This is a genomic window from Streptomyces lydicamycinicus (assembly GCF_000829715.2).
Taxonomy (GTDB): domain Bacteria; phylum Actinomycetota; class Actinomycetes; order Streptomycetales; family Streptomycetaceae; genus Streptomyces; species Streptomyces lydicamycinicus.
Genome location: NZ_BBNO01000003.1, coordinates 123,356 through 140,315, shown reverse-complemented (window position 1 = coordinate 140,315; position 16,960 = coordinate 123,356). Strand labels below are relative to the sequence as shown.

At 72.2% G+C, this 16,960-nt stretch carries 1 protein-coding gene; it reads right to left on the bottom strand.

Going from position 1 to position 16,960, the window contains the following annotated elements; all coding sequences use genetic code 11:
- Window positions 1–19: 19 nt before the first annotated feature.
- Window positions 20–16,960, bottom strand: a complete 16,941-nt coding sequence (locus TU31_RS09620) for an SDR family NAD(P)-dependent oxidoreductase (protein ID WP_370682725.1) — start codon at window positions 16,958–16,960, stop codon at window positions 20–22.

Sequence of the window (16,960 nt, the reverse complement as noted above, 5' to 3'; positions counted from 1 at the left end):
GACGTGTGCACGTGCCATATCAGGAACTCCCGAACTCTCGCTCAATGAAGTCGAAGACCTCGTCGTCGCTCGCCGCGTCCAGCGTCGCGGCGACCGTCCCCGCCCCGTCGTCCTCCTGCGCCCCGCCCAGCCCCGACAGCAGGCTCTGGAGCCGGACGGCGAGCCGGTCCCGGGCGACCTCGTCCGTGGCGATCTCGGGCAGCGAGAGTTCCAGCCGGTCGAGCCCGGCGAAGACGGAGAGGAGGCCGGACTGTTCGTCCCGTTCGCCGAGCAGATCCGCGCGGAGCTTCTCGGCGAGGACTTCCGAGGTCGGATAGTCGAAGACCAGGGTGGCCGGCAGCCGCAGTCCGGTGACCGCGGTCAGGGTGTTGCGCAGCTCCACAGCGGTCAGTGAGTCAAACCCGAGCTCGCTGAACGGCCGCCCGCCGGGGACCTCTTCCGGCCCGGAGTAGCCCAGCACCGCGGCCACCTGCGTACGCACCACGGTGAGCAGCAGTTGCTGCCGCTCGGGGTCGCTGAGTCCGGCGAGGCGCCGGCTCAGGTCCTCGGCCATGGCCTTCCCGCCGGCGGCGGAGCGGCGCACGCGCGTCCGGACCAGGTCCCGCATGACCGGTGGCAGCATCCCTCCGGCCGCACGGGCGTGCAGCGCGGCGGTGTTCAGCCGTACCGGAATCAGCAGGCTCTCCGCCGAGACGGTCCCGGCGTCGAACAGGGCGAGCCCCTCCGCGGAGGTCAGCGCGTCGATGCCGCCACTGCTCATCCGCCGCAGGTCGGCCTGGTCGAGCCCACCGGTCATCTCACTGGTGTCGGCCCAGCGTCCCCATGCGAGGGAGACCGCCGGGAGGTCCAGCGAACGGCGATAGCCGGCCAGGGCGTCCAGGAAGCTGTTGGCCGCCGCATAGTTCGCCTGCCCCGGGGCGCCGAGCACCCCGGCCGCGGAGGAGAACAGCACGAACGCGGAGAGCTCGCGGCCCTTGGTGAGTTCATGCAGGTTCACCGCGGCGTCCACCTTCGGCGACAGCACCGCGTCGAGACGCTCCGGGGTGAGCGAACCGAACACCCCGTCGTCCAGGACACCTGCCGTGTGCACCACTCCGGTGAGCGGCGCTTCGGCGGGCAGGTCGGCGAGGACCCGGGCCAGGGCGTCCCGGTCGGCCGCGTCGCAGGCAACGATCTCCGCGCTCGCACCGAGCCCGGCGAGTTCCGCCCGAAGCTCCCCGGCGCCCTCGGCAGCCGGGCCCTGACGGCTGATCAACAGCAGCTTGCGCACCCCGTGTTCGGCGGCCAGATGCCGCGCCACCAAGGCACCGAGGGCTCCGGTTCCCCCCGTGATCAGCACGGTGCCCTCGGCATTCCACCTCGGCGCACCCACCTGTCCGGGCGCGGCGAACCGGGCCAGCCTGGGCACGAGAACACTCCCGCCGCGCAGGGCCAGCTGCGGTTCACCGGACGCCACGGCGGCGCGCAGGGCATGTCCGGCGCCCTCGTTACCAAGGGCGTCGGCATCGGCGTCGATCAGCACGATTCGGTCCGGGTGCTCCGACTGCGCGGACCGGACGAGCCCCCAGACCGCCGCTGCCGCCGGGGAGACCGTGTCGCCGTCCAGCAGGACCGCACCACGGGTCAGGATCACCAACCGCGCATCCTGATACCGCTCCTCGGCGAGCCAGCTCTGGAGCCGCTCCAGCACCAGGCGCGCGAGGGCATGTGCACCCTCGGCCAGGCCCTTCCCCGCGATGTCCGGCACGGACCACAGCGCCACGTCCGGCACCTCGTCCTGCTCGGCGAGCGCGGACCAGTCGAACGCGGGCGCGTCGAGGACGGCCTTCAGACCGATCCCGTTCTCGTCCAGCACGGCCCAGTTCTCGGCCGACACCGTTGCGGTGCCCGGTAGGGGCAGCGAAGTCCAGCGCAGCTGGAGCATCGACTCCCCGCGGCCACCGGCCAGTTGCTCGGTACGCACCGGCCGGACGGTCAGCCCGTCGATGGTGGCCACGAGCGCACCGGTCTCGTCGCAGACCTTCACCCGCACCCCGTCGCCGTCCCGGGTCAGCGTGGTACGCAGCGCGCCGGCGCCCACCGCGTGCAGCCGGATCCCGCGCCAGGCGAACGGCAGTCCCGCTGCGGCGTCGTCGAGCAGGCCGACGGTCTGGAGCGCGGCATCGAGCAGGGCCGGATGCAGTGCGAACTTCGCCGCCTCGGCAGCGGCGTCCTCGGGCAGCGTGACCTCGGCATGGACCTCGTCCCCGTGCCGCCAGGCGGCCTGGACCCCCTGGAACATGGGGCCGTAGCCGAAGCCGGCGGCGGCCAGTTCGTCGTAGAAGCCGTCCACGGAGACGGACTCGGCCCCGGCCGGCGGCCAGACCTCCGCGCCCTCGCCGGCCGGCACGGCGCTCCCGGCGGCCAGCACACCGACGGCGTGCCGGGTCCAGTCCTCCTCCGCGTCCCCCTCCGGGCGGGAGTACACGGTCAGTGGCCGGCGGCCGTCCTCCTCGGGCTCCGCGACGACCACGCGCAGCTGCACGCCACCCCGCTCCGGCAGAACCAGCGGCTCCTGAAGGGTCAGTTCCTCGATGAGGTCACAACCGAGCCGGTCGCCGGCCTGGAGGGCCAGTTCGACCAGGGCGGTTCCCGGCAGCAGCACGGTGTCCATGACGGCGTGGTCGGCCAGCCACGGATGGGTGGCCAGGGACAGCCGCCCGCTCAGGACGACGGCGTCCGGCAGCGTCACGGTGGCACCGAGCAGCGGGTGCTCGGCATTCCCCAGCCCTGCGGCCGTCATATCGCCGGCTCCAGCGGTCCCCTCCAACCAGTAGCGCCGACGCTGGAACGCGTAGGTCGGCAGCTCCACGGCGCGGGCGCCCGGGAACAGCGGCGTCCAGTCCACCGGGACGCCCCGGGCGTAGGCAACGCCGAGAGCATGCAGCAGGGCGACGGGTTCGGGGCGGTCCTTGCGCAGGGTCGGCTGGAGGGTGACGGGGGCGGTAGTAGTGGCGGTCTGCGGTAGGCAGTCCTGGCCCATGGCGGACAAGACGCCGTCCGGACCGAGTTCGAGGAAGGTGGTGACACCCTCGGCGTGGGCGGCCTGGATGCCGTCGTGGAAGCGGACGGCTTCCCGGACGTGCCGCACCCAGTACTCCGGGTCACGAAGCTCGGCGGGGTCGGCGAGACGGCCGGTCACGTTCGAAATCAGCGCCAACTCGGCTTCGTTGTAGGTGAGTTGTTCCAGAACCGTGCGGAAGTCGGCCAGCATCGGGTCCATCAGCGGCGAGTGGAAGGCATGGCTCACCCGCAGCCGCTTGACCTTGCGGCCCTCGGCCTCCAGGGCGGCGGCGATCTGCTCCACCTCGGCCTCGGCGCCGGAGATCACGAGGGACTCTGGGCCGTTGACGGCAGCGATGCCGACCTGCTCGCGGCCCTCCAGCAGCGGCGTGACCTCGTCCTCCGAGGCCCGCACCGACGCCATGACGCCGCCGGCGGGCAGGGCCTGCATCAGGCGCCCACGTGCCGCGACCAGCTTCGCCGCGTCCGCCAGCGACCACACACCGGCAAGGTAGGCAGCCGTGACCTCACCGATGGAGTGCCCCAGCAGCACATCCGGCGTCACACCGTGGGATTCGACGAGGCGGTAGAGGGCGACTTCGAGGGCGAACAGCGCCGCCTGGGCGTACTGCGTCTGATCGAGCAGGTCATCCTCGCCCCAGACCGCCTCACGCAAGGGCCGCGGCAGCAGACCGTCCAGCTCCGCACACACCTCATCCCAGGCCCGCGCAAACACCGGGTAGGCGTCGTACAGCTCACGGCCCATGCCGAGTCGCTGCGCGCCCTGACCGGTGAACAGCACACCGAGTCGTGGGTCGCCGATGACGTCCGCGTCCGGGGTGACGTTCCGGAGGGCGGCGAGGAGTTCCGTACGGTCGGTGCCCAGGACCACCGCGCGGTGGTCCAGCGGGGTACGGGTGGTGACCAGCGAGAAACCGATGTCGGTCGGGCTCAGGTCCGGTTGCGCTGCCACGAAGGACGCCAGCCGTCCGGCCTGTGCGGCGAGGGACTCCCCAGAGCGGGCCGAGAGCACCCAGGGCACGACCCCGGCGCCGGCGCCGGTGTCCGAGTCGGCACCGGTCGCTGTGGGCTCCTCGGCCACCGGTCCTGGCGCCTCTTCCAGCACGACGTGCGCGTTGGTGCCGCTGATCCCGAAGGAGGACACGCCCGCCCGGCGCGGCCGCCCGGTGGTCGGCCAGTCGCGCGCCTCGGTGAGCAGTTCGACCGCACCGGCCGACCAGTCGACGTGCGAGGAGGGTTCATCGACATGCAGGGTCCGCGGAAGTACGCCGCGCCGCATGGCAAGGACCATCTTCATCACGCCGGCGACGCCGGCCGCGGCCTGGGTGTGCCCGATGTTCGACTTGACCGTGCCCAGCCACAACGGCTCTTCCCGGTCCTGCCCGTAGGTCGCCAGCAGCGCCTGGGCCTCGATCGGGTCGCCGAGCGTCGTACCGGTGCCGTGCGCCTCCACCGCGTCCACCTCGGACGCTTCGAGTCCGGCGTTGGCGAGCGCCTGACGTATCACCCGCTGCTGCGAGGGGCCGTTCGGCGCGGTCAGACCGTTGGACGCACCGTCCTGATTCACCGCCGAACCCCGCACCACCGCAAGCACCGGATGGCCGTTACGCCGGGCATCCGACAGCCGCTCCACCAGGAGCATTCCGGCGCCCTCGGCGAGGGTGGTGCCGTCCGCGCCCGAGGCGAAGGCCTTGACCCGGCCGTCGCTCGCCAGGTTCCGCTGCCGCGAGAAGTCGACGAAGGTGCCCGGGGTCGCCATCACCGAGGCGCCGCCCGCCAGCGCGAGTTCACACTCCCCCGCCCGCAGCGCCTGCATCGCCTGATGCAGCGCCACCAGCGAAGAGGAGCAGGCCGTGTCCACAGTGACCGCGGCCCCTTCAAAGCCGAAGGTGTATGCCACCCGGCCGGAGGCGACACTGCCGGAGGTCCCCGTACCGAGGTGGCCTTCGACCTCCTCCGGTATGGAGTCGGTCTGCAAGCCGTAGTCGTGGTACATGATGCCGGCGAAGACACCGGTCCTGCTGCCGTGCAGGGAGGCCGGGGCGATCCCGGCCCGTTCGACGGCCTCCCAGGACATCTCCAACAGGAGCCGCTGCTGCGGGTCCATGGCCAGTGCCTCGCGCGGGGAGATGCCGAAGAATGCCGGGTCGAACTCGCCCGCGTCGTAAAGGAATCCGCCCTCACGGGTGTAGGTCTTGCCGGGCAGACCGGGTTCGGGGTCATAGAGCCGGTCGAGGTCCCAGCCACGGTCGGCGGGGAACTCTCCGATGGCGTCGGTCCCGGCCGCCAGCAGCTGCCAGAGCTCCTCGGGCGAGGTGACACCACCGGGGTACCGGCAGGCCATACCGACGATCGCGATGGCCTCTTCGTCCGTGCCGGCGGCCCGCGTGGTGGGTACGACCGCCGTCTCCTCCTCCAGCAGTTCGCGACGCAGACAGTCGGTGAGCGCGAGGGGTGTCGGATAGTCGAACACCAAGGTGGCGGGCAGCCGCAGCCCAGTGGCCCCGGTCAGTCGGTTGCGCAGCTCCACGGCGGTCAGCGAATCAAACCCGAGATCCTTGAACACCTGGTCCGTACGGACCGCGCCGGAGTCCTCGTAGCCCAGTACGGCCGCGACCTGAGTGGTCACCAGGTCGAGCAGCAGCTCCGCACGGTCCTCGGCCGGCAGTCCGGCCAGCCGCTCCCGCAGGGACGCGGCCTCACCGGCCGCTGCGGTGGCGCGCCGCACCGGCACCCGTACGACGTTCCGCAGCACCGCCGGCACCGCGCCGGAAGCGGCCAGACCACGCAGATCGAGCCGGATCGGCACGAGCAGGCCGGAGCCGGGCGCGGCACAGGCGAGGTCGAACAGGGCCACACCCTCGGCCTGGTCGAGCGCAAGCGCACCACCGCGGGCCATCCGCCGGACATCGGCGGAGCCGACCTCCCGGGTCATCGCACTGCGCTCCGCCCAGAATCCCCAGGCCAGGGAGGTACCCGGCAGTCCACTGAGGCGACGGTGCTGTGCAAGGGCGTCGAGGAACGTATTCGCCGCCGCGTAGTTGCCCTGCCCGGCGCTGCCGAGCACACCGGCAGCCGAGGAGAACAGCACGAATGCCGACAGGTCCAGGCCCTGGGTCAACTCATGGAGGTTCCAGGCCGCGTCCACCTTCGGCCGAAGCACAGTGTCCAGGCGTTCCGGGGTCAGCGAGCCGATGATGCCGTCGTCCAGAACACCGGCCGTGTGCACCACACCCGTCAGCGGGACGTCGGCAGGAATGCTTGCCAGCACGGCGGCCAGCGCGTCACGGTCAGCCGCGTCACATGCCACGACCTCGACCTGAGCGCCCAGCTCCGTCAGCTCGGACTGCAACTCCTCAGCCCCGTCGGCCTCCAAACCACGGCGACTGGTCAACACCAGGCTGCGGACACCATGTTCAGACACCAGATGCCGGGCGAAGAGTGCACCCAACGTGCCCGTGCCACCCGTGATCAGCACCGTGCCCTCGGGGTCCCATACCGGCGCACTATCCGCATCCGACGGTACGGACCTCGCCAAACGCGGGACGGATACCACCCCGTCGCGAACCGCCAACTGCGGCTCACCCGAAGCAGCCGCCGCAGCGATGGCCTCCACCGACGACTCACACTCGTCAAGGTCGATGAGCACGAACTGATCCGGGTTCTCGGTCTGCGCCGAACGCAGCAGGCCCCACACCGCGCCGCCCACGGCATCCAGCGGTTCTCCCGCCACCGACACGGCGCCGCGGGTCGCGATCACCAGCTTCGAACGCGTGCAACGCTCATCAGCCAGCCACGACTGCACGCTCTCCAGCACCCGGCCCAGCGTGGCCCGAACCGCCGCCGGCACCTCCAACGCACCATCCGAACGAGGCACCGCCAGCACCACACACTCCGGCACGTCCACCAGCTCACTCAGCACGTCCGCACCCGACGCACCCAACGCCGCAGCCAGCCCCACATCGTCACCAAGGACGGCCCACGAACCCGCCACCGGCTCAGACCGAAGCGGCAACTCCGACCACTCCACGGTGAACAGGGCATCCGTGCCCGGGCCTTCGTTGAGCTGGCCGACGGTCACCGGCCTGGTCACCAGGGAGTCGACGGAGGCGACCACGGTTCCCGTGCCATCGGCGACCAGGACCGAGAAACCGCCGCCGGCCGGGCTCAGCTTCACCCGTAGTGCGGCCGCTCCCACGGCGTGCAGACGGACCGTGTTCCAGGCGAAAGGCAGCTGGGCTTGTCCCCCGGCCTCGTTGACCGGGTGGAGACCGATCGCATGCAGCGCGGAGTCGAGCAGGGCCGGATGCAGCCCGAACTTCGCCGCGTCGGCAGCCATGTCCTCGGGCAGAGCGACCTCGGCGAAGATCTCCTCACCACGCCGCCAGGCTGCGCCCAGGCCCTGGAACACCGGGCCGTAAGTCATACCCACCGCGGCGAACTCGTCGTACACGCCGGTCACAGAGACCGGCTCAGCGCCGCGGGGAGGCCAGCTCTCCTCACCGAAGTCCACCGGACCGGCACCCAGCGCGAGCGTGCCGGTGGCGTGCCGGGTCCACTGCTGGTCTGCCGGAGCCTCCTCGGCACGGGAGTACACGGCGAGTTCACGGCGACCGTCCGCATCGGACTCACCGACGGTGACACGGAGTTGCCGACCTCCGGTCGCCGGGATGATCAGCGGGGCCTCAAGGGTGAGCTCCTCCAGCAGATCGCAACCGACCTGGTCACCAGCCCGGATGGCCAGCTCCACCAGTCCGGTCCCGGGGAGCAGCACGGTGTCCAGTACGGAGTGATCGGCCAGCCAGGGGTGCGTGGCGAGCGACAGCCGGCCACTGAAGAGGAAGCCGTCGGAGTCCGGCAGCGCCATCGCGGCGCCGAGCAGCGGATGATCGGCCGCATCGAGTCCGAGCCCCGAGGCGTCCCCGCCGAAGAACACACCGGAGGGCCAGTAGCGCTTGTGCTGGAAGGCATAAGTGGGCAGGTCGACCCGCCGACCGGCCGGAACCAGGGTGCTCCAGTCCACCGGGACGCCGTGCGCCCAGAGCTGGCCCAGCGATTGCGCGAACCGGGACCAACCGCCTTCGTCGCGGCGCAGGGTGCCCGTCACCACGACGGGGCTGCCTGCTTCCTGTGCCGTGTCCTCGATGCCAGGCGTCAGGACGGGGTGCGCGCTGCATTCGACGAAGACGCCATGGCCGTCGGACAGCAGCGCCTGGACGGCTTCCTCGAACCGCACCGGATTGCGCAGGTTCTCGAACCAGTACCCGGCATCAAGCTCCTCGCCCGATATGAGCGAAGCGTTCACCGCCGAGTAGAACGGGATCCGGCCTTCCGCAGGCGCCACCTCAGCCAGAACCGTCGCGAGCTCCTCGCGCAGCTCCTCAACCTGGGGGCCATGGGAGGCGTAGTCCACCGGGATCGGCCGGGCCCGTACGTCCTGCTCAGCGCACTCCGCCAGCAACTCCTGCAACGCTTCGGGTTCACCGGAAACCACGGTCGACGCCGGGCCGTTGATGGCGGCTACGGACACCCGCTCGCCCCACCTGGCAATGCGCTCCTGGACTGCCTCGCGGGAGCCGGCAACCGACACCATGCCGCCGCGACCAGCCAGCACCCGACCGATGGCCTGACTGCGCAACGCCACCACCCGGGCACCATCACGCAACGACAAAATCCCGGCCACGCAGGCCGCGGCGATCTCGCCCTGGGAGTGCCCCACCACGGCCGACGGCACCACGCCGCAGTCCTCCCAGACCGCAGCCAACGACACCATCACCGCCCACAGCACCGGCTGCACCACATCAACCCGCGCCAACGCGTCCTCATCCGACAGCACCGCCATCAGATCCCAGGACACAAACTCCGACAGCGCCGCACCACACTCAGCCATCCGCCCCGCGAACACCGGCGAATTGGCCAGCAGTTGGTCCGCCATACCCAGCCACTGCGAGCCCTGACCAGGGAACACCAGCGCCACACGGGTACCGGCTCCCGTACCGGTCGAACCCCGCACCACACCCGCAGGGTCCATCCCCGCAGCCAGCCCACGAAGGCCCTCAAGAAGGTCCGCACCGTCAGCACCGAGCACCACCGCCCGGTACTCCAACCCCGCCCGGGTACTCAGGAGCGAGAACCCCACATCAGCAGGATCCAGCTCCGGACGGTCCGCCACGAAGGACGCCAACCGGCCCGCCTGGGCAACCAGCGCCTGCTCCGAGCGCGCCGACAGCACCCACGGCACCACCCCGGCAGGCGCAGCCTCAGCCGGTTCCACGGCCTCCGGCTCAGAGGCGGGAGGTGCCTGCTCCAGCACCACATGCGCGTTCGTCCCGCTGATACCGAAGGACGACACACCCGCCCGACGCAGCTGACCGCTCTCGGGCCACTCCCTGGCCTCCGTCAGCAGCTCCACCGCACCCGCGGACCAGTCGACATGCGACGACGGCTCGTCCACATGCAGCGTCTTGGGCAGCACACCGTGCCGCAGCGCCATGACCATTTTGATGACGCCGGCCGCGCCGGCCGCCGACTGGGTGTGCCCGATGTTGGACTTGATCGAGCCCAGCCACAGGGGCCGGTCCTCGGGGCGGTCCTGGCCGTATGTGGCCAGCAGCGCCTGGGCCTCGATCGGGTCGCCGAGCGTCGTTCCCGTGCCGTGTGCCTCCACCGCGTCCACATCCGACGCTTCGAGTCCGGCGTTGGCGAGCGCCTGGCGGATCACCCGCTGCTGCGAGGGACCGTTCGGCGCCGTCAGACCGTTGGACGCACCGTCCTGGTTCACCGCCGAACCCCGCACCACCGCAAGCACCGGGTGACCGTTGCGCCGGGCATCCGACAGCCGCTCGACGAGCAGCATGCCGGCGCCTTCGCCCCATCCCGTGCCGTCCGCCGCGTCCGCGAAGGGCTTGCAGCGGCCGTCCGCGGCGAGGCCGCGCTGGCGGGAGAACTCGATGAACACGTCCGGGGTGGCCAGCACCGTGACCCCGCCGGCCAGTGCCAGTGAGCACTCGCCGGAGCGCAGCGCCTGGATGGCCAGATGCAGGGCCACCAGGGAGGACGAGCAGGCCGTGTCCACGGTCAGTGCCGGGCCTTCGAGACCGAAGGAGTACGAGATGCGGCCGGAGACGACGCTGCCCGCGGTGCCGGTGCTGGCGTACCCCTCGGTCTGGTCGAACACCGGGGCCAGTTGGGTCGCGTAGTCATCCGAGGTCGCGCCGGCGAACACACCGGTCTTGGTGCCGCGGACCGACTGGGGGTCGATTCCGGCGCTCTCGAAGGCCTCCCAGGAGGTCTCCAGCAGCAGTCGCTGCTGGGGGTCCATGGCCAGGGCCTCGCGCGGCGAGATCCCGAAGAAGGCGGGGTCGAAGCCGGTGGCGTCGGCGAGGAAGCCGCCCGCGCGCGCATAGGAGGTGCCGCGGTGGTCGGGGTCCGGGTGGTACAGCTCGTCGAGGTTCCAGCCCCGGTCCGCGGGGAAGCCGGACAGCGCATCGGTGCCGTCGGCGAGCAGTCGCCAGAGGTCCTCGGGCGACTCCACTCCGCCGGGGTACCGGCAGGCCATGCCGACGATGGCGATCGGCTCGTCGTCGGCGGCAGCGGAGGACTGTACGGGCGCCGGGGTGTCGGTCTGCCGGCCGAGCAGTTCGCCGCGCAGGTGGTTCACCAGGGCGAGCGAGTTCGGGTAGTCGAAGACGAGGGTCGCGGGCAGCCGCAGTGCGGTGCCGCTGTTGATCCGGTTGCGGAGTTCCACCGCGGTCAGCGAGTCGAAGCCGAGCTCGGAGAAGGCGCGCTCGGCCTCCACCGCCTCGGGACCCGGATAGCCGAGCACCGCGGCCACCTGCGTACGTACCAGGTCGAGCAGGGTCCGGTCCTGGTCGGCGGTGGAGAGTGCGGCGAGCCGCTGGACGAGGGTGTTGCCGGCGTCCGGTGCGGTGAGCGCGGCAGCGGCGCGCCGGGACGGGGTGCGTACCAGGCCGCTGAGCACGGGCGGCAGTTCCGCCGCGGTGACACCCTTCAGTTCCAGCTTGGCGGGCGTGACCACCGCCCGGACGACGGTGGCGGCCGCGTCGTACAGCGCGACGCCCTCTTCCGAGGTCATCGGCAGGACGCCACCGGAGGCGGCGCGCCGCACATCGTGCTCGGCCAGCTTCCCGGTCATGGCGCTGGCCTCGGCCCACAGTCCCCACGGCAGGGAGAGCGCGGGCAGGCCGAGCGCGCGGCGGTGTGCGGCCAGGGCGTCCAGGAAGGTGTTCGCGGCGGCGTAGTTGCCCTGCCCCGGACCGCCGAACATCCCGGACACCGAGGAGAACAGGACGAAGGCGGAGAGGTCGAGGTCCTTGGTGAGTTCGTGGAGGTGCCAGGCGCCGTCCACCTTCGGCCGCAGGACATGGTCGAGCCGCTCGGGGGTGAGCGAGTCGATCACTCCGTCGGAGAGCACCCCGGCGGTGTGCACGACACCGGTCAGCGGGGTCTCCGTGGGGACAGCGGCGAGCAGCGCGGCCACCGCGGCCCGGTCGGCGATGTCGCAGGAGGCCAGGGTGACCTCGGCGCCGAGTGCGGTGAGTTCGGCACGCAGGTCGGTCGCGCCGGGCGCGTCGGCGCCGCGCCGGCTGACCAGCAGGAGGTGGCGCACCCGGTGCTCGGCCACCAGGTGCCGGGCGATGACGGCGGCGAGGGTGCCGCTGGCCCCGGTGATCAGTACCGTGCCGTCCGGGTGCGGCGCCGGCGGGATGGTGAGTACGACCTTGCCGACCTGGCGGGCCTGGCTGATGTACCGGAAGGCGTCCGGGGCGCGGCGCACATCCCAGGTGGTGAGCGGCAGCGGGCGCAGCACGCCGCGGTCGAACAGGGCGAGCAGGTCGGTGAACATCTCGCGGGTGCGTTCCGGCCCGGCCTCGGGGAGGTCGAAGGCGCGGTAGCGGACGCCGGGGTAGGCGGTGGCGATCTCGTCCGCGTCGCGGACATCGGCCTTGCCCATCTCGATGAACCGGCCGCCCGAGGGCAGCAGCCGCAGGGAGGCGTCCACGAACTCGCCGGCCAGGGAGTCGAGTACGACGTCCATGCCCCGGCCCCCGGTGGCGGCCAGGAACTGGTTCTCGAAGTCCAGGGTCCGGGAGGAGGCGATGTGGTCGTCGTCCAGGCCGAGGTCCCGCAGGGCGTCCCACTTCGCGGGACTGGCGGTGCCGTAGACCTCGGCGCCGAGGTGGGTGGCCAGCTGGACCGCGGCCATGCCCACGCCGCCGGCGGCGGAGTTCACCAGCACGGTGTCGCCCGGCTGCACTCCGGCCAGATCGACCAGGGCGTAGTAGGCGGTGAGGAAGACGATCGGGGTGGCCGCTGCCTCGGCGAAGGACCAGCCCTCGGGGATGCGGACGATGGCCCGGTGGTCGGCGACGGCGAGGGGGCCGAAGGCTTCGGTGAAGGTACCCATCACCCGGTCGCCGGGGGCGAGGCCGGTCACGCCGGAGCCGACCTCGACGATGACGCCTGCGCCTTCCAGGCCCATCGCTCCGGCGTCACCGGGGTACATGTCCAGGGCACTGAGGACGTCCCGGAAGTTGAGGCCGGCGGCGCGTACCTCGATCCGGACGTGGTGCCCGGCCAGTGCTCCGCAGGCCCGATCGCTGTCCACCAGCGAGAGGGCGTCCAGGTTGCCCTTGGCGGTGCTGGTGAGCTGCCAGGCCCGGCCGTCCGGCGGGGTCAGCGGGGCGGCGGAGGCGGCCTTCATCAGACGGGTGGCGTGCAGGGTGCCGCCGCGCAGCGCGAGCTGCGGTTCCCCGGAGGCGAGGGCGGCGGGCAGCGCGCGGCAGGAGGCTTCCTGGTCGTCGAGGTCGATGAGCAGGAAGCGGTCCGGGTTCTCGGTCTGCGCGGACCGGACCAGTCCCCATACCGGGGCGGGGGCGAGGTCCGGGCTGCGCTCGTCGGTGACGGAGACCGCGCCCCGGGTGAGGATGACCAGCCGGGACGTGGCGAACCGCTCCTCGGCCAGCCAGCCGCGCAGGGCGGCCAGCGTCCGGGTGGTGGTCTCCCGTACCCGGTCCGGCAGTTCGCCGGGCGCGGCCTCCGGCAGGGCCCAGAGCACGGCGTCCGGCACGGTGTCCCGCGCGGCGAGGGCCGCGAAGTCCTCGGCCGTCACCACCTCGGTGCCGGCGGCGCGCAGCGTTCCGGCCACGGTGTCGGTGCCGCTGCCGACGGCCGCCCAGGTGGCCGGGCGGGCGGGCTCGCCCGCTTCGGGCAGCGTGATCCAGTCGAGGTGGAAGAGCGAGGACCAGTGGTCGCGGGCGGCGGACTTGAGGGTGCCGGAGACGGGCCGGATCGCCAGGGAGTCGATGGTGGCCACGGGTGCGCCGGTGTCGTCGGCGACGAGGACCGCGACCCCGCCGTCCGGGGACGGGGAGAGTCTGGCGCGCAGGGTGGCCGCGCCGACGGCGTGCAGCCGGACGCCGGTCCAGGAGAACGGCAGGCCGGGCCCGCCGTTGGTGAGGGACGTACCGAGGCTCACGGTCTGTACGGCCGCGTCGAGCAGAGCCGGATGCAGACCGAACCGCCCCGCCTGTTCGGCCGCTTCCGCGGGCAGCGCGACCTCGGCGAACACCTCGTCGCCGCGCCGCCACGCGGCCCGCACGCCCTGGAAGACCGGTCCGTACGCGAATCCGGCGGCGGACAGCTCCTCGTAGAAGCCGTCGACGGCGACGGGCTCGGCCCCGGCGGGTGGCCAGGACTCCTCGAATCCGGCGGGTGTGCCGGTGCCGGCCGCCGTGGCGAGGAAGCCGGTGGCGTGCTGCGTCCAGGGCTCATCGCCGTCGGCGTCTTCGGGGCGGGAGAACACCGAGATCTCCCGGCGGCCGTCCGCGGCCGGCTCGCCGACGGTGACGCGGGTCTGCACCGCGCCCTGGCCGGGGAGGGTCAGGGGCGTCTGGAGGGTGAGTTCCTCCAGCAGGTCGCAGCCGACCTGGTCCCCGGCGCGGATGGCGAGTTCGACCAGTGCGGTGCCCGGTACCAGCACGGTGCCGGAGACCGCGTGGTCGGCGAGCCAGGGGTGGGTGGCCAGGGACAGCCGGCCGGTGAAGAGGAAGCCGTCGGAGTCGGGCAGCGCCACGGCGGCGCCGAGGAGGGGGTGTCCGGCCGGGCCGAGTCCGGCGGCCGTCACATCCCCGGCGTCGGCGGAGCCTTCGAGCCAGTACCGCCGGCGCTGGAAGGCGTAGGTGGGCAGGGCGGTGCGCCGGCCGCCCTGGAGGTGTGGGGTCCAGTCGACGGTGGCACCGTGTACGTGGGCACCGGCGAGGGTGTCGCGCAGGGCCTCGGGTTCGGGGCGGTCCGCGCGCAGGCTCGGCCGGAACGCGACGGTCTCCGGCAGACAGTCCTGGCCCATGGCGGAGAGCACCCCGCCGGGACCGAGTTCCACGAAGAGGTCCACGCCTTCGTGGTGTGCGGCCCGGATGCCGTCGTGGAAGCGTACGGCCTCACGGACGTGGCGGACCCAGTAGGCCGGATCGCACAGTTCCCCGGGCTCGGCCAGGCGTCCGGTCACGTTGGACACCACCGCGAACTGCGGTTCCTGATAGGTGAGTTGCTCCGTGACCGCGCGGAACTCGGCGAGCATCGGCTCCATGAGCGGCGAGTGGAAGGCATGGCTCACCCGCAGCCGCTTGACCTTACGGCCGTCGGCCTCCAGAGCGGCGATGACCTGCTCCACCGCGTCCTCGGCACCCGAGAGCACGACGGACTCGGGGCCGTTGACGGCGGCGATCCCGACCTGCTCGCGGCCTTCCAGCAGCGGCACGACCTCGTCCTCGGAGGCCCGCACCGACACCATCACCCCGCCGGCCGGCAGCGCCTGCATCAGCCGCCCACGCGCCGCGACCAGCTGCGCCGCGTCCGCCGTCGACCACACACCCGCCAGGTACGCGGCCGTGACCTCACCGATGGAGTGGCCCAGCAGCACGTCCGGGGTCAGGCCCCAGGACCGCATGAGCCGGTAGAGCGCGACCTCGACGGTGAACAGGGCGGCCTGGGCGTACTGGGTCTGGTGCAGGAGGTCCTGGTCCTCACCCCACACGACCTCCCGCAGGGGCCGGGGCAGCCGCGGGTCGAGCTCCGCGCACACCTCGTCCCAGGCCTGCGCGAAGACCGGGTAGGTCTCGTACAGCTCACGGCCCATCCCGAGCCGCTGCGCTCCCTGGCCGGTGAACAGCACACCGACCCGGCCGTCGCCCGCGACCCCGCACAGCGCACCGGTGGCCTCCGCCCCGCGCTCAGCCAACTCCTCGACATGGGCGAGGAGTTCGTCACGCCCGGTACCGAAGACGACCGCACGGTGCTCCAGCGCGGCACGGCTGGTCGCCAGGGAGAAGCCGATGTCGACCGGGTCCAGATCCGGCCGGTCGGCCACGAAGGACATCAGTTCACGGGCCTGGGCGGCAAGGGCCTGGCGGGAACGGGCGGACAGCACCCAGGGCAGCACCGCGGCCGCCGACGGAGCGGACGGCGCCACCGGGGCTTCCTCCGGGGCCGGTTCGCCTTCCGGGGCCTGTTCGAGGATGACATGGGCGTTGGTGCCGCTGATCCCGAAGGACGACACCCCGGACCTGCGGGGGCGGCCGGTCTCCGGCCAGTCGCGGGCCTCGGTCAGCAGCCGCACCGCGCCGGCCGACCAGTCGACGTGCGGGGTGGGCTCGTCGACGTACAGGGTCTTGGGCAGCACACCGTGCCGCAGGGCCATCACCATCTTGATGACCCCGGCGGCTCCCGCGGCGGCCTGGGTGTGTCCGATGTTGGACTTCACGGAGCCGAGCCAGAGCGGCCGGTCGGCGGGCCGGTCCTGCCCGTACGTCGCCAGCAGCGCCTGCGCCTCGATGGGGTCGCCGAGGGTCGTCCCGGTGCCGTGCGCCTCCACCGCGTCGACCTGATCGGCCGACAGCCGGCTGCTGGCGAGGGCCTGCCGGATCACCCGCTGCTGCGAGGGTCCGTTGGGGGCGGTCAGACCGTTGGATGCACCGTCCTGGTTCACCGCCGAACCCCGCACCACCGCGAGGATCGGATGGCCGTTGCGCTGGGCGTCCGACAGCCGCTCCACCAGCAGCAGCCCGGCGCCCTCACCCCAGCCGGTGCCGTCCGCGGCACCGGCGAAGGCCTTGCACCGGCCGTCCTGGGCGAGACCACGCTGCCGGGAGAACTCCACGAACAGATCGGGGGTGGACATCACCGACACACCGCCGGCCACGGCCAGCGAGCACTCCCCCGCGCGCAGGGCCTGCATCGCCCAGTGCAGCGCCACCAGCGACGAGGAACAGGCGGTGTCCACGGTGATCGCGGGACCTTCGAGGCCGAAGGTGTAGGCAACGCGGCCGGACAGCACGCTCGCCGAGGCGCCGGTGACGCCGTAGCCCTCGGCCACCTCGGGCGCCACCCGCAGCTGCGAGGCGTAGTCCTGGTAGTTCACCCCGACGAAGACGCCGGTCCGGCTGCCGCGCAGCGAGAGCCCGTCGATGCCGGCCCGCTCGAAGGTCTCCCAGGAGGCTTCGAGCAGCAGCCGCTGCTGCGGGTCCATCGCGGTCGCCTCACGCGGCGAGATCCCGAAGAACCCGGCATCGAACTCGCCGACGCCGTCCAGGAAGCCGCCTTCCCGGACGTAGGAGGTCCCGCGGTGGTCGGGATCCGGGTGGTACAGGCTCGCCACATCCCAGCCGCGGTCGGCCGGGAATTCGGACATGGCGTCGGTACCGGAGTCCAGGATCCGCCACAGCTCCTCGGGAGAGTTCGCGCCGGGGAACCGGCACGCCATCGCGACGATCGCGATCGGCTCCCGCATCGCGCCCGCGAGCTTGCGGTTCTGTTCACGCAACCGTTCGGTCTCCTTGAGCGATGCTCGCAGAGCCTCAGCGACGCGGTCTTTCTGCAC